This window comes from Streptomyces sp. NPDC037273, from assembly GCF_055603625.1.
This window is the reverse complement of record NZ_JBVJVO010000005.1, coordinates 20,428-42,523: the sequence shown is the minus strand read 5'-3', so window position 1 is coordinate 42,523 and position 22,096 is coordinate 20,428. Positions and strand designations below refer to the sequence as shown.

Below are 22,096 nucleotides of genomic sequence, written 5' to 3'. Positions count from 1 at the left end.
ACGAAAGGGCGCGACATGTCTGCGCAGACTTCCCAGCACGAGAGCGACGAACTGCCCATCGAGACCGCAGACGTCGTGGTGATCGGCGGCGGTGGTGCCGGCCTGAACGGCGGGCTGATACTGGCCCGCCCGCCCGCCCGCCCGCGCCGCTCGGACGCAGTGATCGACAGCGGCACCCCGGGCAACGCCCCCGCGGCAGCCATGAACGGCTTCATCGTCCTGGACGGCACCCAGCCGTACGAGAGCATGGGCCGCCGTTTCGCCTCCGCCACGGCCGGTACCACCGAGGCCGCTGGCGTGTCGGTGGCCGGCATGCCACCGACCTCACTACCCAGCTCGGCGCCGCTGCCGCGGCCGGAGCCCCGGCCAGCTCCCATCCCAACGCCCTACTGACGACCGCGGACACCGATGCCGCGCTCGCCGCCGCACACGCGAGTACCAGCTGACACCAAGCAGAAGGCCACCGGCTGAGGCGTAAGCCTTCCAGCTGAAGAACCGCGCGGCGCCCCCAGCAGTCCGCCTGTCACGCCCCCGCAGTCCACGCGGTGAGCTGGAGCTGAACCCCCACTTCGCCGACCTGGCGACCGGCCCCGCCCCGGCCACCTGCGGTGATCAGAACCCTCATCTCCCCGACCTGGCGACCGGCCCCGCCCCGGCGCTGATCCTGCATGCCCTGTGGAAGGAAACCATGAGTACCAGTCAGCCTCCCCAGGCAGCGGCCCCATCGGCCAACGGCGGCGAAGGGGCGCCGGACGCGCGTCAGCTCCGTACGATCCTGATCGCCGTCTCGATCGCGGTGATGGCTGTCATCGCCTCCGTATCCGGGCTGAACGTCGCCCAGACCCACATGGCCGTCGAGTTCGGAGCCTCACAGAACACCGTCCTGTGGATCATCAACATCTACACCCTCACCTTGGCGGCTCTGCTCCTGCCGCTTGGCGCGATCGGTGACCGACTGGGCCGCAAGCCCATGCTGATCACCGGACTGGTCGTCTTCGGCGCAGCCAGTGTGCTTGCCGGCGTTGCCCCGTCGGCCGCCGTGATGGTCGCCGCGCGCGTGGCCGCCGGCGTCGGCGCCGCGATGATCATGCCGATCACCCTGGCCGTCATCACCTCCACCTTCCCCGAGGAGGAGCGCGGCAAGGCGATCGGCGTGTGGACCGGCGTAGCCGGAGGCGGCGGCGTCCTGGGTATGTTCCTGTCCGCCCTGCTGGTCGACGTCGCCGACTGGCGCTGGATGTTCGTCCTGCCCGTGGTCCTGGTCGTCGTCGCGCTGGCGTTGACTCTGAAGTCGGTGCCCAACTCCCGCGAGCGCTCAGCTCATTCCTTCGACGTCATCGGCGCACTGCTCTCCACCGTTGCCGTGATCGGTCTCATCTTCGTCCTCCAGGAAGGCCCCGAGCGCGGCTGGACCGATTCAGCAACCCTGCTCAGCCTGGCCGTCGGACTCGTCACCACCACCGCCTTCGTGGTCTGGGAGCTCCACCGCCGCGACGCATCTCTGCTCAACGTCCGCCTCTTCCGTGAGCGCGGCCTGGCCAGTGGCTCCATCACCCTGCTCGTCGTCTTCGGCGTCCAGGCCGGGATCGCCGTCGTCCTTTTCCCGTTCTTCCAGGCAGTCCTCGGCTGGTCGGGCCTGCTGTCCACGGTGGCGATGATGCCCATGGCCGTCATGATGATGACGACCTCGGGCCTGGCCCCGAAGCTGGTAGCCAAGATCGGCGCCCGCTCCACCGTGACTGTGGGCATCGCCCTCTCCACCCTCGGCCTCGCGCTGATGGCCCTGCTCGTGTCCGTCGAAGGCGGCTACCCGTCCATCCTGGCCGGGATGCTCGCCATGGGCATCGGCATGGGACTGTCGATGACACCCTCCACCGAGGCCATCACCAACTCACTGCCCCGCGCCAAACAAGGCGTTGCCTCAGCCCTCAACGACGTCACCCGCGAACTGGGCACCGCCCTGGGCGTCGCCATCCTCGGCGCACTCCTGGCCAACGGCTTCCGCGACGCCATCGACAACAAGCTCGACGGCATCCCCAGCCCGGCCGCGAACACCGCACGCGAAGGCATCGCGAACGCCATCGAGGCCGCCCCCACCACCGGCAACCGCGCCCAGGACCTCGTCCACGCCGCCCAGCAGTCCTTCGTCGCCGGCTGGCAGCAGGCCATGTGGGTCGGCACCGCCATCATGGCCGCCCTTCTCCTCTACGTAGCCCTGCGCGGACCACGGAACACCACACCCCTCCGGCCCGACACCGAGGCAGCAGCACCGGAATCCGGGCCCGCGGAGCGCGTCACAGCCCGCTGACCAAGCTGCAACCCACGCGGACGAAGCGCGAAGCACGATGCCGGCCGCACGGCGGACGCCGTCGGGCGCACAGCGACCGCGCAGTGTGCCCGACGGCGGCGGAACATGCCGCCCGAGCACAACCCTATTGCCCCCGATCACATACAGGAGATACGTCAGCCCGTAGCAGACGCAGAGAGCCTGAGGCGCCTCCAACCTGCGCGAATGGCTGCTCGAGAGCCGGCCACGGAGAGCTGATCGATAGGATCTGCAGGTGATATACGAGTCTGCAGTCCAACTCTCGGAAGCGGAGTACCGCGAAGTCTGGGACCGTTTCGATGCGGCGTTCGCCTTTCGCCCCGGCATGAACCCGTCCAAGTGGCCAGCGATCAAGGAGCCCGTCGACTCCGTGACCTGGAGCTTGGCCGCGTTGGACGACGACCCCGACTACGAGCGACTCGACCGGCTCGTCGAGGTGGTCCAGCGAGGTCTTACCGCTTGTGTGCCCGGGCAAGGCACGCTGTTCGCACTGGACTGGCAACACGCATCGTTCCGCTTTTCGCCACATCTCCTGCGTAGCTCCGAACAGGAACGGTGGCCGCTGAGCCCGTACCCCGATGGCGACTACTACATCTACCTGTCGGAGGACTTCCTGACCGGGAGCTTCGGGCACCCCTGGGAAGAGTCGCTGTGCCTGTTCGGGCAGGGGCTCCTGGAAGTGGTAGCGGCGGAAATCGATGACATCCTGGGCGCTCCGATCCGCAGGTCCGGCCGGCGTTCGCATCGCGCCTAGCGCGGCGATGGTCTCGGGAACGGGTCAGAGCCCGATCCGAAGTGGCTCGCCAAATGGCGCCTGACGGCCTTCGTTTGCCGGTGTATCTCGTTGCATGGGGGGCGTGCACCCGTGGCCCAGCGGGGGCGGAAGCGACGGGAGAGTTCCGTGCGGGGCAGATCGTCTGCGTCCTGCTGGAGCTGCCACGACGGACGGGAGTGGTGAGAGGACCACGGCTACGGACCTTTGCCGCCCCGCGGACCTCCGTGCCGGTTCCGGCCCCGGTTACGGAAAGCCGGTCAGAGGCGTTGAGTTCGACCGCAGCACCTGGCCTCTGACATCAGGACCCGAAGAACCGATCGAGCACCTGAGGCAAGTAGTCCGCGATCGGACCGAGTCCGTCGGCAGAGGCACGGGCGCGTACGAAGGCGAGCGCGTCGAGTTCTGGCGCGTCGCCGTGGCTGGCCTGCGCGGCGGGAAGGTCCGTCCATGTCCGCCGCACTTCTGCGGCGGACATGGACGGGCAGAGGAAATGGAAGCCGAGGCTGCCGAACCGGTGTCCGCGAGTGAGCCCCCACAGCGTCAGTTCCCTGTCGGCAACGAGGATGCCGGTCTCCTCGGCGAGTTCACGCGCGGCGTGCCGGCGTAGCACCTCCGTGTCCAGGGGCGTTCCGGAGGGTGGCGGTTCGGCTGCGCCGCCGGGGAGAGTCCATCGGCCGGGGGCTGCCGTCGTGGCTGATCCACGTCCGATCACGAGTCCTTCGTCGGTGAGGAGGAGGGCAGTGACGAAGACGGACCCGGGAACCTGCTCGGGCGGCCGAAGCCGGCGCAGGGCCCGGGAGCGGTACGTCATCGGTGCCCATCGGACCACCAGGCCGCCCGATGCGGGCTGATCGACCTTGAGGCTTGCGACGAGGGGGCCGTCGAACGTGGCCGGGTTGTGGGCCCGCGTCTCCTCCCAGAGGCGGTCCACCTCGCTTCGTTCCCACGGAGAGAGCACCGGCGGAGCGTGCTCGACAAGCGTGAGGCCGATGGGATCGAGGAACTCGGCGGGCTGGGGCGGACTGGTCACGGACCTCCTTGGCCGATGTCGATTCCGGAACTCGTCGACGGGGTGTTCATCGAGTGCCAGGGGCGCCGGGCTGCGGTACGAGGAGGGAAACGCGCACTGGCCAACGGCGCCAGCCGCTCGCCGGCTCCCACGCACTACTGTCGTCGATCCCCGTCAGAGCCGGCGTGAGGGTGACGCTCAACCATGGCACAGCGTCCGCGCGGTAGGAATCGCCGGCGGGTTCGTTGCCGTGCTGGTCGGCCAGGCTGAACCCGCCATCATCATCACGTCCGGTTGACGCTGCGTTAGTCCAGGGGCGAGAGGCGAATCGTCTTCGCGTGTGGGAGCATGGGAATAGGAGATTGCGATGATTCCATCGTAAATGAGCTACACTCCGCCGCCGCGAGGCTCTTCCGGCCTACTCAATGGCAGTGGAGTGATAGCGCCTTCATTGTCCGCGTGGCCTACCCTTGCGCCCCGTCGTCTCCGGAGGCGGGAGGACTCACATGCCTCTGTTCACCGGCGCTTACGCGAACCCCCTTGCATCGTCCGCCGAACCGACGATGCGATCGGTCTTGAATGCGAGTCGGCAGACGTTGTCACTCGCAGGGGCTCCGAATGTCAACAATATGGCCATGATCGTTGTTGTGCTCACAGGGTACGAGGGCACACTTGACCATCCGTGGGCGGCGTTCCGAGAACAAGAAGAGCATTACTCGGGCAGCATGCTGAAGACCGCTGCGATGTACGCGGCATTCGACCTGCGGGCGAGTGCCGACCAGCTGGCCTCCGACGGCGGATTGACCACGTGGCCCCAGATCGAGGCAGCTCTTAAAGCTCAGTTCAATCCGGAGATTTCCACTCACACGCCGTTGCTGATCAGCGGCTCCACGGTGTTGAAGCCCGAGGATAAGACCAGGAAGCCAGACTACTCCGCTGTTCTCCAACTCGGCACGGGTCCGGACTTCGTCGTTGACTTCACCCAGGCGCAGAAGAACGCGTTCGAAAACATGATGGTGGTGCAAGACAATCCTGGCGCCACCACGACGATCCACGGTCTGGGCTACCCGTACCTCAATGGCAAAATAGCCGACGACGGATTCTTCGACGGATCATCCAAAGGGGTGTGGCTGGCCGGCGACTACGCCAAGATATGGCGTGCCGCACGCATTCCGTGCGTCAACGACTTGGACACCGCTCAGGGCACCACCGTATGGGATATGGCGAAGCTGATGACCCTTCTGGCGGACGACAGGCTTGTCGGACCTCTGAGCAGTCGCGACATGAAGGGCCTGATGGCACGGGCAGGTAACTTTTTCCACCAGACCACCCCGCCGATCTGGCCCACGAACGGGCGGTTCATCGCCAGCCACGGCAAGGTAGGAATAGGGCCACTCAAATCCAACAAGACTGTCTTCTCGGAATCCCTTATCGTCCGTGACACGGTGCGCCACCTGGAATTCGTTGTCGTTTGGCAGAATGTGATTCAAGACGGGCAGACACGGAGGCAACTGTTCGAACCAGTCGCAACGATGACAGAAGCAGCAATGAATGCGTTCGTGCCCTAACGGTGGCTGTCGAAGAAGCGAGTCCGGTCGCTGTTCCGCCACTTTTGGAACGGCATTCGGGCCCGGGGAGTTTCGTGTCGACCGTCACGGAATCAGGGAGGAATCGTGACGCCAACGGCCCACGTCTTTCTGGGAAGGACCTGCGATGGTGGTGTCAGTTCGGCGATGCAACTCAGGCTTACAGCCGCCGAAGTAGGCTTGACTGCCATCTACAGCCTTTCCGGATTCACCGGCACGATCAGCGAGTGGGCGGGGCTTCGTCAGAGCCACGGCGCGGCGCACCCAGGTGGCCAACACACCAATGGGGACGCACTAGACGTCAACTACGAGTCCAACCCGTACATCGTCGTCCGCACACCCACCTCGGTGGGCGGGGTTGTCTATGGTGGCGAGGCGCCAACGCCACCAGCCCCGCCCGCGAACGCCCTGCGGATGATGCGCCTGCACGCCACTGTGGTGTTCGACCGGGCCGTGGCGTTTCTCACCAGCTCGTCCTCTGTGGCGAGTATCGGCGCCAGAGCCCCTGGTGAGACGACCTTGAGTGTCTTCCAGCGTTTCGGTGTCGCGTCCAACGCGTTGAGCCGCTACCTACAACTCGTCTTCAAGCCCACCGTACCGGCCACGTTCGTTCCGCCGCCGCGCCTTATCCGCATCCCGGTTGCCAATGCGTTCAGCGCCTCCAAGGCGACCCTCCTCGCTGGCATTCCCGCCGCGGAACGGTGGCCGGACACCGTGGCCGTGTCGAACATCTCCGCAGTCCTCACCGACCCGGCCTTCGCGGCGAACCACCCTGGTTGGAGTACCGACGTCGACTTCTGGTTCACCCAGATACTCCGGGACTACGAGGTCGCCCGGATCCCCCTGCAGTTCGGTCCCGTGGCGCTGGCACCGGCCAGCACACGGAACCCGGCGAATGGTTTTCTCGACCTCCGCCACGAGGTGGTTGTCGCCCTGGCGAGCGACCCGCCCCTGCCGACCATGCGCTGGGGCGTCTGCGACTTCGGCCCCGCCGAAAGCGGCGACGTCATGCACTTCGACCTGGCAGCCCGCATACCCTCAGGTTCGGCCGGCCCCATCCCGCCAGACGTTCGCATCGACGTCAACACCACTGCGGGCATCCAACAAGCCCTCGGATCCCTGGGATTCGACGCCGGCAACATCACCGGCGTTCCAGGCCCCCAGACCGCCACCGCCGTCAACGCCTTCCGCGCCAGCCGCACCCCACCCATGCCTGCCGGTGGGATCGACCAGAATCTGCGCAACGAGATTGCTGTGGCCCTGACGCGTGCGGCCATTCCCTCATAAATCGCTGCTGTTCGAACGCAACGCTCGGAGGTTGAACCTCTCGTAGGGTTCGAGGGCAGGGGACAGGGCACTCGCGTCACATCGCACCGCCGACGACATGATGCAGGTCATCCGCCACACTAGGCCCGGCACTGCCAAGTACGGGGTCCTGCACAGTGGGGGCGTCGAATCTGGTGACGAGCCCCGGGAGGCCGCCCAGACGGCATTGACCTCAAGCCCGAGGCGATCGCCCACGTTCTACGGGGGAGCCGATAGCGCTGGCTGGCTGGCGGACAGAGGGAGGCAAGACGCGGTTCGGCCCCTGCGGTCGTCTGACACCTGCGACGGGCCGCAGGCGTCCGTCTCGCTCGACCCCTTGCGCGTCAGTCGGTCAGCCAGTGCAGCTCGTCCGCCAGGGCTTCGGCGACGGCGCGGATGCGGCGATGCAGCGGCGACTGGTCCCGTGGGAGGACCAGGTGGATCGACATGCGCGGCGCGCCCCGTAGCGGTCGCCAGGTGAGGCCGGCCGGTTGTGCCGTGGCCGCGGCTTCTCCGGCCGGGGCGAGGGTGGATCCGTCGAGCAGGTCGCGTTGAGACAGGTCGAAGGAGACCGCGGGCGTGTGGAATCGGGGGTGGGGTCGGGTGTCTCGGAACAGGGCGGACAGCTGATCGTGGACGACGGGGTTGGTCGCACGTTCCGGGAGTCGCAGCGGGTAGGCGGCCGCGTCTGCGATCTCGATTTCCGGGTGTTCGGCCAGTGGATGGTGCTGCGCCAGTTGCACGCCGACGCGTTGACGCCGTAGCAGGAACCGGCGCACGTCGCGGCCCGGTTGTTCACCGCGGGTGATCCCGGCGTCGATGCGGCCATCGGCGACCGCGGGGGAGATCTCCGGTGTCGCCATCGGGACCGCGCTGACCTCGAGTCCGCTGATGCCGCGAACCAGCCGGTCCACCAGGGCCGGTGTCGTCTCGGCCCCGGTGCTGAGGCTGTATCCGATGCGTAGCGTGCCCAGTTCACCGGCGGCCGCGCTCCTGGCGGTGTCCCATGCCCGGTCCAGCGCCGCCAGCGCGGGAGGCGCGGACTCCGCCAGGGCCGTACCGGCCGTGGTCAGTACGACGCTGCGCGTGTTGCGCACCAGCAGAGCCGTACCGAGTTCCGACTCCAGTCGGCGCATCCGGGCGCTGAGTGCGGGCTGCGCGATGCCGATCCGTGCGGCTGCGCGGGTGAAGTTCAACTCCTCCGCGAGCACCAGGAAGTACCGAAGGCTCACCGTATCTGGAGCCATGTGCCCCTTCCCCCCGCCGATTGATAACGATCCGTTCTGAGTCTATGTCGAACCGGTCTTTCCCTCGATCGCACTTCGAGCTCTAACCTCCGCGTAGGACAGTCTAATTGCCCGTAGGGCCCGTATCCGAGAGCGATCTACTTGAGCGTCAATGAGCAGTCGGTCGTGTCCGGCCGAACACAGGAGGTATCCATGGCTAAGGGCTACTGGGTCAGTGTCTACCCCGCCATTTCCGACCCTGAGATGCTGACTTCCTACAACAACCTGGCCGGTCCGGCTGTCCAGGCTGGGGGCGGGCGCCTGATGTCCCGTGGCGGTCGAGTCGTTGCCCACGAGGCCGGAATCCCTCAACGCGTCGTTCTGATCGAGTTCGACAGTTTTGACCGGGCCGTCGCGGCATACCAGAGCGAGGCATACCAGAAGGCTCTGGTGGCCCTCCCCGAGGGCTTTGAGCGCGACTTCCGCATCATCGAAGGCATCGACTGACCGGAGGCCCAGCCGACGCTGAGCCTCCGTCACCTGGTGCGGAGCTCATGGTGCTGAGCGACAGCTCGCGAGACGATTTCGCAGCGAGTCTCCGCGTCCCGATGGCCGTCAGGGTCCTGGACGGCCTGGTCCTTGTCGGGCGCCCCTCATGCACACGCCCGCGACCCGCGCCGGCACGGGGCCGCGCCGGTGCGACGGACTCCCGGCCACCAGACCGGCGGCCCCGCCGGGGAGATCATCTGGAACCTCCCGATTCAGGTGCGTGCGAAGCCAGAAGGCAGCAGGAGCAGGACGCCTCGCCAGCGTAGGGGCCGGGCCCTACCAGGTGGTCGGTGCGGTGAGTTCGGTGACCGGCCGGCGTACTGCCTCAGGGATGCCGAGGTGCTCTCGGGCCTGATGCGCGACGGCTAGCTGTTCGGCAGCCGGCGGACCCCAGTCGAAGAGCTCCAGGGCCTGTTCCGGCGTGGCCAGGATCCGGGTGTACGTGTTGCCTGTGGCCGGGTCGGGCTGCGTCTGGCCGATACCGGTGAGGGCCGCGGCGTAGCGGGCGCGGACGTAGGGCTTGATGGGGTCGGAGAGGTAACCGAGGAAGAGGGGGGTGGCGAGTTCGGCTTGAGCCTCCTCGTGGGCTTCGCGGCGCAGGGTGGTGACGAGGTCGTCCTGGTCATGGGGTTCGGGGGTCCCGCCCGGTAGGCACGCGGCACCGGTCTCAGCGTCGAGGAGGACGAGGACGCGACCGTCCGGCGCGAACAGCCAACCCCAGGACTGGCAGACGTCGAGGCCCTGTGGGATAGGGGCGGGGTGGAACGGGAGGTGGTGCTCCGCCCTGGCGGTGCGCAGGGCTCCTGCCTGATCGAGAACCGTGGGGGCGAGCGGGGCGCCGTTCTCCAGGAGCACGACGCCTGCGGAGTCGATGCGTGCGCGGAGCGCCGACAGAGCACGACGGGCGTCACTCGGAGCCATCAGGTCCGCCAGGCGGGCCGGCTCGACGAACTCGACGCTCTCGATCTCGCGTTCCGGCAGCCGGATGGCCGCGATCTGTTCGTCATCCCAGGTGCCGCCGTCGAACACGTAGAGGATCTCGCCGGGAAACCGCATGGCGGCCGGCGCATTGGAGCCGTTACGGGAGACCCAGTCGACGGCCAAGCCCCGGTCGACGACCGCGTCGACGCCGAGCTCCTCCTTCAGCTCACGGGTGGCAGCACGGGAAGGGGCTTCACCGGCGTCGACGGCTCCGCCGGGTAGGAGGCACGTGGAGAGGTAGTCGACGTGCTGGATCAGCACCCGGCCTCGGCGGTCGGTGATCAGCACGGAGGTGCCGGCCCATAGTGCGGCCGAGGCGCGCAGGGCACCGTATGCCTCGTCGGTCATCGAGGTACCGGGCAGGTCCTCAGGGGTGGATGTCGTCGTCATTTCGCTCCGTTCGATGTTGTCGGTGCCCTCTGGGGGGGAAAGCAGCGACCGGGAGGCTCGGTCGTCCGGTCGTCCGGTCGTCCGGTCGTCCGGTGGTCTGGTGGCTCCGTGGCTCCGTGGCCCGAGGCCGGCGGTCCGGTGGCCGGGTGATCTTGTGGTCCGGGGTGGTCAGCGATCCTGGGACAGCCGGAGCAGCTCAGCGAAAGTTCCGCCGCCGTGGGCGAGGTCGTCGTACCCGCCCTGCTCGGTGATCCGGCCGTGTTCCATCACGATGATGTGATCGGCGATGCGGGTGTTTTCCAGACGGTGGGTGACCACGATCGTGATGCGGTCGGCGGCAATGGCTTTGATCTGCTCGAAGATCTGGTGCTCGCCGCGAGGGTCCATCTGGGAGGTGGGCTCGTCGAGGATCAAGAGCCCGGGCCGGCGGTACAAGGCCCGGGAGCAGGCGATTCGCTGCCACTGGCCGCCGGAGAGCTCCGTACCGCCCCACAAATCGCGGGCGAGGAGCGTGTCGAGGCCTGCGGGGAGGTCTTCGATGGTGCCGCGCAGGCCGACGGCGTCGATCGCTTCCCACACGAGGTCGTCGTCGGGGGTACGGGGCTGGCCGAGCGTCACGTTCTCGCGGACGCGCAGCGGCCACTGCGCGAAGATCTGCGGGACCAGGCCGGTGTGTGCCCACAGGGCGGCGGGGTCCATCACGGCGAGGTCGGTGCCGTTCCAGGTTGCCGTGCCCTTGTCCGGCAGGTAGATGCCGGTCAGCAGGCGGGTGAGGGTGGATTTTCCGGAGCCGTTGGCTCCGACGATCGCGAGGATCTCGCCTCGTCGCAGGGTCAGGGAGACACGGTCGACGGCGGGCTTCTCCTTCCCCGGGTACTGGTAGACGACCTCGTCCAGGCGGATCTCGTCGACCGGTGCGGTGAGACCGTTCGGGCCACGCCGGGGTGCGCGGTCCGTGGCGTCGTCGAGGAAGGTCTGCATGTCGCCCAGGTACAGGCTGGTGTGGAAGACGGCGGCACCGTTGACGACGACCTGGGACAGGGCGGCGAGCGTCGTCTGCACGGCGATGACGGCCGTGGCGGCGACGGCCAGGTCGATCCGGCCCGACAACGCCAGCCATGCCAGCGCGCCCCACGTCGCCATCAAGAAGGCTCCACCGGCCAGCGCGGACAGCAGGGAGATCCACAGGGTCCGCGGCGCGGCGGCCAAGGTGCGCCGGTCGCACCGCTCGGACAGGGCCCGGTACCAGTAGACGAGGTAGTCGGTCATCGAGTTCGCGCGGACCTCGTCGCCGTACTTCGACTCGGTCGCCCACCAGCGCATCATGCCCCGCACGTTGCGGTCGGCGATGTTGCCGTAATGGATCTCGTAATCGACCCGCGCGCTCAGGACGGCCCCCACACCGGCAGGCATGACGGCCAGCAGGAGCAACGGCAGCATCAACGGATTCAGCACCGACAGCACACCCCCGGCACTGACCATCCGGATCACCGCCGACACGAACCGTTGCGCGTCCGTCACCATCACATGAGTCCGCGACACCCCCATCTCGGCCGCCTCCCGGCGATCCGAGAACCCGTCCTCCGCGTACGCCACCGCCTCCACCCGGCACACCGCCTCCACCAGCGCCGAGTCCATTTCGGTCGTCAACCGAGGCGTGATCCGTCTCCCCGCATACGCCGCCACCGCCCCCGCCGTACGAGCCAGCGCGGCTGCCAGCGCCACCACCAGCAGCGCCGGCAGCGCACCGCGCAGCCGCTCCCCGGCGGAGCCGGTCCCGAGGACGGGCTCCATGGCGCGGGCGGTGGCTGTCAACAACACGGCCGCCGAGACGCCCGTGACCAGTTGGCAGCCGACGAGCAACTGCGCAGCCCACGGGTCGGTCCGCCAGGACAGCCGTGCGATCCGGCCGAGCACGGCCGGAATCTGCGCGCACATCCTCCGGAAGGAGACCTCGGCGAGCGGATTGATGGAGTACTGCCCGTTGTACTTGATTTCCGCGGGCGGGGGAGGCGGCGAGGGAGGGGTGGATTTCTGCTGCTCGTTCGTGGAGGTCGGAGTCAACGGCGGGTCCTCCTGGACGGTCGTCCTGCGTGGTCGTGAAGCTCAACGACCGCACTCCGATATCGAACTGGTGTATTTCGGTCTCGGTCGGAACCCCGAGATTCCGCGTGTGTCGGAGGGTGGCGGGTGCATCGACCCGTCTCCCACAACATGCCTATGGAAAAGGGTGGTTGGCCGAAACGCCGACGGCGGTGGCTTGGGCCTGGGCGTGGCGCGTTGGGGCACGATGGCCCGCTCCCGTCTCGTACAGTGCGAACCTCCCGCCCTCCCCGCATGCCTTCGCTGGAGTCGGGCCGTGGCGAACGCTGATGGCGACCTTCCGAGGTCCCCTTGCGTCGTTCATCGAGCGGTGCCCGGACGAGGCCGCGACAGTTAGACGTGACATTGGTTGTGGCGGCGGTAGGCGAGGTCCCGGAGGAAGAAAGTGTGTTTCGCCGGATTTGGCGAAGCCGGCGCCGACTGGGCTCCGTCTTCCCTAACGTCGCAGGTCGCGAAGATGCCCCCGTACCCCCGTACGCGTGGAAATGCCCCGATACCAGCCAGGCCGGGATGCCCGGCGCAATCAGGGAGGCCCCCCGCCCCCTCGCCGTTCGGGAACGGACCTCTCTGACCGGCGGTCGTCGAAAGGGCGCCGGGGAGGTGCCCTGCGCCGGAACAGCGGAGGCTTCGGCTGTGATGCCGACAGTCACAGCGACGCCTCTCCGTCGAAGTGGAGTCTGTGAGGCCCCGTCCCCTGCCGCACCAGACGGCCAGCCGCTACCTTGGACCCATGGCACGGGAAATCCGCATCGAGATCAGCGACGAGGCGTACGAGGCACTGGAGCGCGTCGCGGCGGAGAGGCACGTCCCGGCCGAGGACTACGCGGGGCGCGTCCTGGACGCTGACCTGACCCGCACACGTTTCGTCGAGGGCGCCCGCTCCTTCGTCGCGCAGCACGGCCAGGCCTTCGCGAAGCACTTCGGCCGCCCGGCTACTTCCAGCGCCGACGCCGCCTGACCGGGCCGCTTCCATGTTCCTTCAGATAGACCTGTCCTGGTTGCTCGACGTCGCCCAGCAAGAGATTCCCGGTGACCCGGAGATCTCCGACTGGGGCGCCCTGGAAGCCGCCCGCGCCCGCCATGCCTTCCGCGTCATGGACACCCCCGTCTACGAACATCCACACCACCGCGCCGCCGCACTCCTGGAACAGCTCGTCCGCGTCCCCGCCCTGGAACACTCCAACGAGCTCTACGGCGTCGTCGTGGCCGCCGCCTACCTCCACGCCTGCGGCTCGACAGTCAGCGTCTCGGCGGAGGAGGCCATCGACCTGGTCGAGCGGATAGCCGCAGGCACCGTCGACGTCCGCCGGGTGGCTGCGGTGTTGAAGGAATGGACTGGCTGACGGGACGCTCGCGCCGGTTGGCGTTCGGGACGGCTGTCCGGCCTGCCGATCCCGGGAGAGTCGTAGCGGTCCGCGGACGCTCGCGCTTGGGTGCCTGGCAGCGGGTCGAGGGTTGCCGATGTTCGTTGACAGGATGATCCGTGTGGGATGGGGGTGCCATGGCGGGGGCTGGGCCGGAGAGGTCGGCGTACCTTGAGGACGTCTTCACCGTGGGGAATTGGCTGGGGGCGCGTTCTGATGATCCACTCGTTCCCGTAGCCGTGGTGGAGGTGGCCGTCGTGGCCTCCGTTCGAGTGCCGAGCGGTCGGCTCGTGGTGGACACGCCCTGGCCGGAGGATCGAGCGCCGCGCGAGCTGGCGGAGCGGATTCCCGCGGGAGCGTACGAGGTGGAGGCGGCCTGGGTCGAAGCTCCCTTCGTGTTCATGGGGGAGTACTTTGACGGCCGGGAGTGCGCGGCAGTCCGCCTGCGGGTACGCGATGAGCCGGTGTTCGTCTGGGAGATGGCCCTCGGCGTGGACGATGAAGCCGACAGGAGTCTCATGGGCGGCGAGGTTGGGTTTGATACGGACACAGCGATGGGCTCATTCGCCGATGCTGCGAGCTGGCAGACCTTGACCGAGCCGTTCCGGCGCATCTGGGAAGAGTGCGAACGGAATCCTGGCGTTGTTCTCGGACGTGACACCGAAAGCCTGCGCTCGGGCGAGTTCGAGAAGGTGAGCGTTGACGCCGGCCGAGCGGACCTGCTCACCTACCCCGCGGAGGAAGGCGTGACGGTCGTCTGGATCGGGCGCACTGGGGACGGTCAAGTGGCGACCGTAGCCGTCGCTCCGAGTCTGTCGTGGATGGAATAGACAATCCCCCAACGCTCAGACCCCAGTGGAGCCTTACCGAGCGTGCGCGCCTACTGTCCGTACCGCGCGAGCCCGCTCACCATCGGGCGCCCAGTACGCCGTCGCCGTCGGGTAGGGCGGCGGGCAACAGTGGGTGGCGTTCGTCGAGTGACAGGGGCAGGGCGCAGGCGGCTCTCGCGTTCGCCACGTGGGCGGCGAGCTCCCGGTACTCGGTGTCGTCGACGATCGCCTGGGTGATCGTCCCGTCCGTTGTCTCCCAGACGAACTCCACCGCTCCTTCCTCGGGCAGCGAGGCGAGGACCTCGCTGACGTCGGGGTTCAGGTCCGGCCATACGGTCAGCAGGGAGCGCGGCCTGAGACGGGCACGTACCGCGTCGACATTTTCCTCCGTGAGGCGGTGCCAGCGAGCGGCGTTACGAACGTAGCCCTCCTCCAGAAGTGCCGTGCGGTGTGCGGCCAGCATCGAACGAAGGCGCGCCCAGAACGCCTCATCGGCTACCTCTGTCACGTCCGCTTCCTCTACCTCCATGGCGTAGGGCGAGGCCGCCACTGCTTCCGGGAACAGCCCGAGTCCTCGAGTGCGGGCCACGGCATCCGGGCAGGGTTGGTCGCTGCATACGTACACGTACTGGTCCCATCCGACATGCACCGCGAATCTGTCCCCCGCTTCCAGCCGGCACCAGGCACCTTGATCACGGAGCATGGCGCGCACCAGCTCCAGAGCCAGCCGAAGGGAGACCTCCGCCCCGTCGTGGTAGCCGGTCAGGTCGGGCGGGAAGAGCCCGCCGAGACCATGTCCGGCAACCGAAGGCTCCCCGCCGAAGTGGACGGAGCCACTGACCGATGGCTCCCGGATCTCCAGCCGGTCGATGCCGGAGGCCTCCGCGAAGGCGGCGATCGCCGCGAGGTACGCCGCCTCGACGGGCCCGTGGTCACTGACCGTGTCCTCGGCGCCGACGTAGTAGCCGTGCCCGTCCCGGTCGGCGGGATCGTACTTGGTGATCCGGTGTACGAAGGCTGGCGGCACGCTGCTCCTCGGGCGGAGAGGGGAGGCTGCCAGCCTAGTCCTCGGTTCCTCGCCCAGGTCGGGCCGTCTCAGTGGACCCGTAGGACGAGCAGATCCCGCAATCAGGGAAAATCGGATGATCTCCGGATGGATGGAGTGCTTAGGTGCAGCAACTACTGGCGGCGCGTGTGAGTGGCCTCCACTAATCGAACAGAGGTACGGTTTTGATGTGCGCGACAACGACACCACCGTCCCCCAGCGGCTTCCCCGACGACCTGAGGGACCTCCAGGCCCGCCTGCACCGAGCCCGCGCTGAGCATCAGGCGCTGGCGCGGACGCTGCCGTGGTCGGTCGAGCCGATGCGAGGCTGGCCTCCCGTGAAGCATCCCCACACCGGCGAGCTGACCGGCGGCAGGGAAGCGTCCCCCGGGTACACGCCCGAGCAGCTGGCCGAGGACGCCCGGCTGCGCGCGCTTGTACGGGACCTGTCGGGTCAGGTGTCCACCCATCCGTACTGGGCCATGCTCGAGCGCGGCCCGAACGTGGTGGACGCCCGTACCGCACTGAAGTCCCACCCCGATGTCCCTGTCGCCGGCCGGCCTGCACCCGCCGAAGCGGCGTGAGCGGAGGGTGGCCGCTATGGAGATGGCGATAGCCGAGCGGCCGGAGACGGTGCGCACGCGGCGTGACGCTAAGCCAAGAGGGTCCCGGCACTCCAGGTCACAGCGGATGCTGTGGTCGCATTCCGGGATCTTCCGGATGAACAGGCTTCGTGCGGCCCTTACGCCCAGTGCGTGCACCCGGCGCATCGCCCCTAGATCCGCGAGTTGCGCAGCGACTGCCACACAGCGCCGGCCAGTGCGCGCGTGGCCCGGGGGACGGATAGTCCCTCGTGCTCGCGGTACAGCTCCCAGTTGTACGGCACCAGCGAGAGCTTGTTCGAAGACAGGGATCCCGCTTGGTGAGCCCGGTAGACGGCGAGCGGCTCGGGCAGGCCGCGTGCGTCGGCGCCGTCTCGCATGATCGACAGCCAGAGGGCGTAGTCCTGGCGCTTGCGCATGTCGGGCATGAGTCGTGTGCCGAGGGCGTTGCGGTCGTACATGGCGGTGAGGGCGCCGATGTAGTCCCGTACCAGCATCGCGCGGTAGTCCACGTGCTCCCGCGCGCGGACCACCCGGCCGTTCGGAACGAAATCGGCGGCCTCGCCACCGTAGTCGGCGTCCATTTTGTAGTACGAGGTGAACGTGAGGGGCACACGGGCCGCGGCGGCGAACTCGACCTGCCGTTGGGTCTTCTCGGGAAGCCACAGGTCGTCGCTGTCGAGAAAGGCTACGTAGTCTCCCCGGGCCCGTTCGATGGCGAGGTTACGTGCCCGGCCGGCGCCGCCCTGTTCCGGGGCCGACTGCGGCTTGACGCGGTCGTCCTGGCGGGCGAACTCCATGAGCAGGTCCATGGAGGCATCTGAGGACTTGTCGTCGGTGACCAGCAGCTCCAGGTCGCTGTGAGTCTGCGAGAGAACCGACCGCACGGCTGCGCCGAGCGTAGCCGCCGAGTTGTATACGGGCATCACGACGGACACCAGGGGCACAGTACTTCTCCTTCTCCGGCCGTAGACGACGCTCATTCAAGCACTCAAGCCTTGGGGAGAACGTGGGGGCGCCGCCGGTGACCCGGCCGCCTGCCTGTGGTCCCGGTAGGTCGACCTCGCCGACCTCGTCAACAGCCGGCCCGCATGCGCGGGCCGATCGTGGTTCAGGTTCACACCGTCGGTGGTCAGATCCAGGTGTAGTTCAGATGGATCTTGCGAGGAGGCGGGGTAGGGCCGGGACGGGTGACACGCTGATCCATGACCCACAGCAGGTCCCCGCCTTCCGTCAGAGCGGTGTCGAGGCCGAGTTCCTCGGCCAGTTCCCGGGCAAGGGCGGTGTCGAGGTCTTCCCGTCCTCGACGTTGCCGCCGGGCGTCGCGTAGTGGACGGAGTCGGCTCGGCTCGATCGCGGCGGATGAGAGCGACGTCGTCGCCGCAGAACACAAGCCCTGCGGTCCGGATCTTGATCGCGGAGAACGCGGAGAACGCGGAGATCGCGGAGATCGCGGAGACGGGGTGGGCTTCGGGGCGTACGTCATGACCGTCAGTATCTCGATGTGCGCGGGGTGCGGGTGGGCCTTGCCTCGGCTCCGTATGCCCGGCTCCCAGGGTGGCAGGTGTGCAGCAGGCCGGGCTGATCTGCGGACCTTGAGGTGGCTGGCCGTGGTTTCTGTTGCGGTCAGAGGGGCGTCCGTGCAGTTCCGCCAGTGGTGAACCCGGGCCCGACCGTATCCGCCGATCAGTAGCGTCGTGTCTCATGACGACGATTACCACGCGCACGGTCGAGTACCTGGCCGACGGTCTGACGATGGTCGGGCACCTCGCGCTCCCGGCCGGTAGCGAGCGCCGGCCCGCAGTGCTGCTGGGACCGGAGGGCACGGGGCTCAGCGACGTCGAACGCCGTCGGGCCGACGCGCTCGCCGAACTGGGCTACGTGGCGTTCGCCTTCGACATCCACGGCGGACGCTACTTGGGTGACCCCGAGGAGATGCTGGCCCGTTGCATGCCGTTGCTCGCCGACCCCGACCGGATGCGGGGCATCGGCCACGCGGCGCTCGATGTGCTGCGCGCCGAACCGCGAACCGACTCCGACCGGATCGCCGCCGTCGGCTACGGCACCGGCGGCGCCATCGCGCTGGAACTCGGGCGCGACGGCGTCGACTTGCGCGCGATCGCGACCGTCAACGGGCTGATCACCGGCCGGGCGGACGAGGCGGCGCGTATCCGCTGCCCGGTGTGGGCCGGCGTGGGGTCGGAAGACCCGATCATGCCGCCCGCGCAACGGGAAGCGTTCACCGCCGAGATGCAGGAAGCGGGCGTCGACTGGCGCCTCGTCGTCTACGGCGGCGCCTTGCACGCCTTCCACCACCCGACGGTCGACCACACAGTGCTCCCCGGCGTCGGACACCACCCACGGCATGCGCAGCGAGCCTGGCATGACGTCGTCGGCCTGCTCGCCGAGTGCCTGCCTGTAGTGGAGTGACTACTCAGTGGTGGAAGCGGTGCTGAGCTGCTGCGGCTGTACGTGGGCTGGTCGCTACGCCGGCTCGACACCTGCCTGACGCACGACTTCCGCCGTGGCCGGCCAAGCCCCGCGACCCAACAGATCGAGGACGAGTGCGGCGATGTTCCAGGCATCGTCCTCGCCGCGGTGGTGACGTCCCTCGAGCGGCAGTCCGGCGATCTGAAGGGCGTGGTTCATGCCCGGTTTCCGGCGAAGCCCGTAGGCCGTGGTGAAGACGGCCTTGGCGTTGGTGTGGGTGCGCTCGGTCGGGTAGCCGAACGGGTAGGCCACGCCGTCCGCCTGACTCTGCCGAGCGAATTGCCGACGGTCGTACTCGCCCCAACTCGCCCAGGGGCGCTGCCCAGCCTCGTACTCCTCGACGAGGATCCGGCAGGCCTCGGCGAAGGAGACGCCCCGGTTCACCTCGGCTTGCGTCAGTCCGGTCAGCTCGGTGCAGAAGTCGCTGACCGTCGACCGGACAGGGCGGACCAAGACACGGTGCCGGGACACACGGCGCCTGGCCGTCACGTCCACGACGGTGAGACCAATCTCGATGATCTCGTTCACCGATCCGGGCGGCGGCTGCCCGTCCCAGCAAGTGGCTTCCACATCAATGACGTTGAGGAGGGCGGGTTCGTGGCGCATGAGGCTGAGGGTAGGGAGGCTCGCGCGGTTCCAGCACCACAATTTCCTCCTGTGCACCCGCCGACACCAGCATCGCTGACTTGGCATGGCCGCCGGGGGCCGAAAGCGGGAAGAACGATCCGGACCGGGGCGTGCTGGCCGCATCGAGTGGGTGGCTTGGGGCTGACTCCTGCTGGCCTCGGCGTTTGGGAGGCCGGGCGCGTCAGCGGTCGGTGCCGCTGTCCGCGACCTCGGCACGCAGGGCATCCGCCATGCGCTCCTCGACGACGCGGGCGACGGCCCAACAGGCCGCCGCGTCCAGCCGCTTGTACGTGGCCTCCGGGCGCGCCTCCACGACGGCAGCGGTCTCCTCAGGCCCGGTAGTGACGCGGACCTGCACGAGGACCAGCGTGTCCGACGGGCCGTGAACGGTCAGGTCCAGGGTGCCGTGGCCGAACGCGGTGATCTCGTTCACTCGGAGGACGGGGTCCTTCTCGACCTCGTAGCGCACGCTGTCCGTGAGCTGGAATGCGGTCCTCCCTGCGATGGCGGGTATCCGCACCTCACGGACGCAGGGCAGGGCCACGGCTTCAGGGCTGAGAGCGACCCCGTACCGTCGGGCGGTGCGGGCGGCGTTCACCGCTGTGGAGGTCGAGAGCACGGTGGCGAAGGCGAGGGCGCCCGCAGCGCCTGCGGCCAGGGCTTGGGGGGCGGTCTCACTCCAGGGCGTGCCGTCGCCCAGGACCAGGGCGGCAGTCATGGCCGCCGCGAGCACCGTGCCGATCGCCAGCGCGGGCAAGGCCAGTCGGCGGACGACCGCCAGCCAGTAGCCGAACATCAATTCGTTCCTCTCGCATGGGGAAGTCGCACCATACGATGCTCGGCGCCCGTTGATTCTGCCGGTGCCCTGGAGGTATCGGCCGACGAGGCCCCGGCGTGCGTCCCCGCTGGGTGGCCCGACCCCAGCCGAGGGATGTCGATCCATCGGCATGCGCCTGGCTGGCCTTCCAGGATCGCCCGATCGAGTCGGCGCCGGTGACACGCCGGGTCGAGCCCGCCGTGGGCCGGCGGCATGGGCGCGCACACGTCGGTTACGGACGGTGATTACCAGAACTCGGATTCCGGTCTGGCGAAACGCGAGTCGCAAAACCTACAATTTCGGACATGGAATCAGTGGAGCCGCGTACCAGCTGGACGTTCGTCACGCACCACGCCCGGATCCTTGCCATGATCCTTCGCGATCCGGAGATCCGGCTGCGGGAGCTGGCCGAGGGTTGCCGGCTCACCGAGCGGGCGGCCCAGGCCATCGTCACGGATCTGGAGACCGCTGGTTACCTCACCCGGGAGCGCCACGGTCGCCGGAATCACTACGAGGTCACGCCCGGGACTCTCTTTCGCCACCCGGCCGAGGGGCACCACGAGATCGCGGAGCTGCTACAGCTGCTGGTCGACCTCGAGCACACGGCCGACGCGGAATCACGCCCCACCGTGGACGGTGATCACCATGAGCGCCACACACACGGCTGACCCGCCCAGGGCGACGGCCTCGACGCACCGCCCCCGCCCGTATCGCCAGTCCTTCCTCTTTGGGTAGCGAAGGGACAGGCCATGACCACACTTCCCGCACCTGTGACCCTGACGGCCGCAGAACGTGTCAGCGAGATCCTGACCCCCTCCCTCATCGCCGTGGAGTTCGAGGCGGGACCCCAGCGAGTGCTGGCCCGCGTTCGCGGCGAGATCGACATGGACGACGCCGACGGGCTGTGCCAGGACCTCATCGCGGCCCTGGACTCCAGCGGCTCCGGGCTCGACATCGACCTGTCCGGCGTCACCTTCTGTGACTGCTCGGGCCTGGACGTCCTGCTCCGGCTGAACCTGCTCGCGCAACACGCGGGGAAAACCCTCGCGCTGACGGCCCTCAGCCCGCAGGTCGCCCGCCTGCTGCAACTGACCCACACCCACGGCGCCTTCACCATCCACGCTCATCCCGCGCCCGGCACCGGCGCGCGGGCACCAGGAGATCGGAAGATGCCCACCCCGTCCCGGCCGCCAGACATCCGCAGGTGACAGCGTCCCGCGCCCTGCCGCGGCCAGACACCGAGCCCCGCGGCAGTGAGCAGCGTCTGTCAGAGAAGTACGGGAGGAAGGAATCATGCTGATGCGGTACGCGGTCGAGGAGGACGTCCTGCACCTGGCACTCCCGCACGACCTGGGCGTACCCAGCCGGGCGGCGGCCGCGGTGCAGGTCGAGACGCTTCTGTTCACCCACCGCCCGCGCCGTGTACGGATCCAACTGTCCGCGCCTGACCCCTCACCGGCATCGCTCAGCGTGCTCGCCAGGGTCCGTCGGCTGTGCGAGGGGCTCGGGATTCCGTTGACCGTCGTCGCCACCATGCCCAGCCCGGCGCGCAGTCCGGCGGCGGCGTAGGGGGCGGCAGAGTGGGGGTACGTCATGGACCACGACCTGCTCGACACCGTCCACATGGTGCTTAACGCCGCCGGGTACGGCCCCGACAGCGGTCTGCGCCTGCAAGAACACGCCTATGGAGTCATCGTCACCTGGCCCGCCGGCCACCTCGTGCGGACCACCCTGCGCGCCCACGCCGCCGACGCCGACCTGACCGCCCTGGCCGAGCTCTCCCGCATCCGAGACGCGGTCGCCACCGCCATCACCGCTGTCCTGCGGCAGGCAGGCCTCACGGCCGTCTCCCACCCGGACGGCTTCATCCTCACGGCCGTCTCCCACTCCGACGGCTTCATCCTCAACCCACGCCCACCGTGAACAGCAGCGTGCCGAGGACGACCCCCGCAGGACGCCGGGCCCGTATGTGCCGTGAACCGTCGGCGGCTGAACTCCCCTCCCCCCCCCGCACCCATTCAGCCGCCGACACCAACCCACATCACCCAGCCCCCCACCCCCACCCCCACAT

The 22,096-nt window shown here is 68.3% G+C and carries 24 protein-coding genes; 16 read left to right on the top strand and 8 right to left on the bottom strand.

Translation table 11 applies throughout. From position 1 onward, the window contains the following. Window positions 1-15 precede the first annotated feature (15 nt). The 3 genes from ACZ7G1_RS15115 (at window position 16) to ACZ7G1_RS15105 (ending at window position 3,080) form a co-directional block, all read left to right on the top strand. On the top strand, window positions 16-393 hold the full coding sequence (locus ACZ7G1_RS15115) for a hypothetical protein (RefSeq protein ID WP_470874822.1): 378 nt from the start codon (window positions 16-18) through the stop codon (window positions 391-393). Window positions 394-688: 295 nt separating this feature from the next. Beyond that, window positions 689-2,308, top strand: a complete 1,620-nt coding sequence (locus tag ACZ7G1_RS15110; protein ID WP_470874824.1) for an MFS transporter — start codon at window positions 689-691, stop codon at window positions 2,306-2,308. A gap of 253 nt (window positions 2,309-2,561) precedes the next feature. Next, window positions 2,562-3,080 (top strand): DUF2716 domain-containing protein, encoded by a 519-nt coding sequence (locus ACZ7G1_RS15105; protein WP_470874826.1) that lies wholly within the window; start codon window positions 2,562-2,564, stop codon window positions 3,078-3,080. A gap of 319 nt (window positions 3,081-3,399) precedes the next feature. Here the strand turns inward: ACZ7G1_RS15105 and ACZ7G1_RS15100 are convergent, their stop codons facing one another. Further along, window positions 3,400-4,131, bottom strand: a complete 732-nt coding sequence (locus ACZ7G1_RS15100) for an NUDIX hydrolase (RefSeq protein WP_470874828.1) — start codon at window positions 4,129-4,131, stop codon at window positions 3,400-3,402. Between the two features lie 485 nt (window positions 4,132-4,616). Here ACZ7G1_RS15100 and ACZ7G1_RS15095 point away from each other — a divergent pair, with 485 nt between their 5' ends. Beyond that, complete coding sequence (locus tag ACZ7G1_RS15095) at window positions 4,617-5,678, top strand: hypothetical protein (RefSeq protein WP_470874830.1); 1,062 nt, start codon at window positions 4,617-4,619, stop codon at window positions 5,676-5,678. 105 nt (window positions 5,679-5,783) lie between these two features. Continuing rightward, window positions 5,784-6,983 carry a peptidoglycan-binding domain-containing protein gene (locus ACZ7G1_RS15090; protein ID WP_470874832.1) on the top strand — a complete coding sequence of 400 codons (1,200 nt, stop codon included), beginning with the start codon at window positions 5,784-5,786 and terminating at the stop codon, window positions 6,981-6,983. Between the two features lie 362 nt (window positions 6,984-7,345). Here ACZ7G1_RS15090 and ACZ7G1_RS15085 read toward each other — a convergent pair whose 3' ends face one another. After that, a complete protein-coding gene (locus tag ACZ7G1_RS15085; RefSeq protein WP_470874834.1) occupies window positions 7,346-8,248 on the bottom strand; it encodes a LysR family transcriptional regulator in 903 nt (300 codons plus the stop codon). A gap of 192 nt (window positions 8,249-8,440) precedes the next feature. On the opposite strand from ACZ7G1_RS15085, the gene ACZ7G1_RS15080 reads away from it, so the two are divergent. Next, on the top strand, window positions 8,441-8,734 hold the full coding sequence (locus ACZ7G1_RS15080) for a DUF1330 domain-containing protein (RefSeq protein ID WP_470874836.1): 294 nt from the start codon (window positions 8,441-8,443) through the stop codon (window positions 8,732-8,734). 318 nt (window positions 8,735-9,052) lie between these two features. On the opposite strand, the gene ACZ7G1_RS15075 is transcribed toward ACZ7G1_RS15080, so the two are convergent. Further along, window positions 9,053-10,147: an NUDIX hydrolase gene (locus ACZ7G1_RS15075; protein ID WP_470874838.1), complete on the bottom strand. Its 1,095-nt coding sequence runs from the start codon at window positions 10,145-10,147 to the stop codon at window positions 9,053-9,055. A gap of 168 nt (window positions 10,148-10,315) precedes the next feature. Next, the gene (locus ACZ7G1_RS15070; protein ID WP_470874932.1) at window positions 10,316-12,085 is read right to left on the bottom strand and encodes an ATP-binding cassette domain-containing protein; all 1,770 of its coding nucleotides are present in this window, start codon (window positions 12,083-12,085) and stop codon (window positions 10,316-10,318) included. 895 nt (window positions 12,086-12,980) lie between these two features. Between ACZ7G1_RS15070 and ACZ7G1_RS15065 the strand changes: the two genes are divergently transcribed. The 3 genes from ACZ7G1_RS15065 (at window position 12,981) to ACZ7G1_RS15055 (ending at window position 14,444) form a co-directional block, all read left to right on the top strand. Beyond that, the gene (locus ACZ7G1_RS15065; protein ID WP_470874840.1) at window positions 12,981-13,208 is read left to right on the top strand and encodes a hypothetical protein; all 228 of its coding nucleotides are present in this window, start codon (window positions 12,981-12,983) and stop codon (window positions 13,206-13,208) included. A gap of 13 nt (window positions 13,209-13,221) precedes the next feature. After that, window positions 13,222-13,593: a fic family toxin-antitoxin system, toxin component gene (locus ACZ7G1_RS15060; RefSeq protein WP_470874842.1), complete on the top strand. Its 372-nt coding sequence runs from the start codon at window positions 13,222-13,224 to the stop codon at window positions 13,591-13,593. 158 nt (window positions 13,594-13,751) lie between these two features. Continuing rightward, a complete protein-coding gene (locus ACZ7G1_RS15055) occupies window positions 13,752-14,444 on the top strand; it encodes a DUF4241 domain-containing protein (protein ID WP_470874844.1) in 693 nt (230 codons plus the stop codon). A gap of 76 nt (window positions 14,445-14,520) precedes the next feature. On the opposite strand, the gene ACZ7G1_RS15050 is transcribed toward ACZ7G1_RS15055, so the two are convergent. Continuing rightward, a complete protein-coding gene (locus ACZ7G1_RS15050; RefSeq protein ID WP_470874846.1) occupies window positions 14,521-15,471 on the bottom strand; it encodes an RNA-binding protein in 951 nt (316 codons plus the stop codon). A gap of 356 nt (window positions 15,472-15,827) precedes the next feature. Here ACZ7G1_RS15050 and ACZ7G1_RS15045 point away from each other — a divergent pair, with 356 nt between their 5' ends. Continuing rightward, complete coding sequence (locus tag ACZ7G1_RS15045) at window positions 15,828-16,073, top strand: hypothetical protein (RefSeq protein ID WP_470874848.1); 246 nt, start codon at window positions 15,828-15,830, stop codon at window positions 16,071-16,073. 191 nt (window positions 16,074-16,264) lie between these two features. On the opposite strand, the gene ACZ7G1_RS15040 is transcribed toward ACZ7G1_RS15045, so the two are convergent. Next, the gene (locus ACZ7G1_RS15040; RefSeq protein WP_470874850.1) at window positions 16,265-17,038 is read right to left on the bottom strand and encodes a glycosyltransferase family 2 protein; all 774 of its coding nucleotides are present in this window, start codon (window positions 17,036-17,038) and stop codon (window positions 16,265-16,267) included. A gap of 206 nt (window positions 17,039-17,244) precedes the next feature. On the opposite strand from ACZ7G1_RS15040, the gene ACZ7G1_RS15035 reads away from it, so the two are divergent. Continuing rightward, complete coding sequence (locus ACZ7G1_RS15035; RefSeq protein WP_470874852.1) at window positions 17,245-17,421, top strand: hypothetical protein; 177 nt, start codon at window positions 17,245-17,247, stop codon at window positions 17,419-17,421. Window positions 17,422-17,795: 374 nt separating this feature from the next. After that, window positions 17,796-18,521: a dienelactone hydrolase family protein gene (locus ACZ7G1_RS15030; protein WP_470874854.1), complete on the top strand. Its 726-nt coding sequence runs from the start codon at window positions 17,796-17,798 to the stop codon at window positions 18,519-18,521. 54 nt (window positions 18,522-18,575) lie between these two features. Here ACZ7G1_RS15030 and ACZ7G1_RS15025 read toward each other — a convergent pair whose 3' ends face one another. Together ACZ7G1_RS15025 and ACZ7G1_RS15020 are read right to left on the bottom strand one after the other, a co-directional pair. Beyond that, entirely contained in the window at window positions 18,576-19,187 is a 612-nt protein-coding gene (locus tag ACZ7G1_RS15025) for a 3'-5' exonuclease (RefSeq protein ID WP_470874856.1), read from the bottom strand. Between the two features lie 202 nt (window positions 19,188-19,389). After that, a complete protein-coding gene (locus ACZ7G1_RS15020) occupies window positions 19,390-20,004 on the bottom strand; it encodes a hypothetical protein (RefSeq protein ID WP_470874858.1) in 615 nt (204 codons plus the stop codon). A 326-nt stretch (window positions 20,005-20,330) separates the two neighbouring features. Between ACZ7G1_RS15020 and ACZ7G1_RS15015 the strand changes: the two genes are divergently transcribed. From ACZ7G1_RS15015 to ACZ7G1_RS15000, 4 genes are all read left to right on the top strand, one after another. Further along, window positions 20,331-20,693 carry a helix-turn-helix transcriptional regulator gene (locus ACZ7G1_RS15015; RefSeq protein WP_470874860.1) on the top strand — a complete coding sequence of 121 codons (363 nt, stop codon included), beginning with the start codon at window positions 20,331-20,333 and terminating at the stop codon, window positions 20,691-20,693. 81 nt (window positions 20,694-20,774) lie between these two features. Then, window positions 20,775-21,233: an STAS domain-containing protein gene (locus ACZ7G1_RS15010; protein WP_470874862.1), complete on the top strand. Its 459-nt coding sequence runs from the start codon at window positions 20,775-20,777 to the stop codon at window positions 21,231-21,233. An 85-nt stretch (window positions 21,234-21,318) separates the two neighbouring features. After that, window positions 21,319-21,594 carry a hypothetical protein gene (locus ACZ7G1_RS15005; protein ID WP_470874864.1) on the top strand — a complete coding sequence of 92 codons (276 nt, stop codon included), beginning with the start codon at window positions 21,319-21,321 and terminating at the stop codon, window positions 21,592-21,594. 24 nt (window positions 21,595-21,618) lie between these two features. Further along, window positions 21,619-21,948 carry a hypothetical protein gene (locus ACZ7G1_RS15000; protein ID WP_470874866.1) on the top strand — a complete coding sequence of 110 codons (330 nt, stop codon included), beginning with the start codon at window positions 21,619-21,621 and terminating at the stop codon, window positions 21,946-21,948. Window positions 21,949-22,096: the final 148 nt, after the last annotated feature.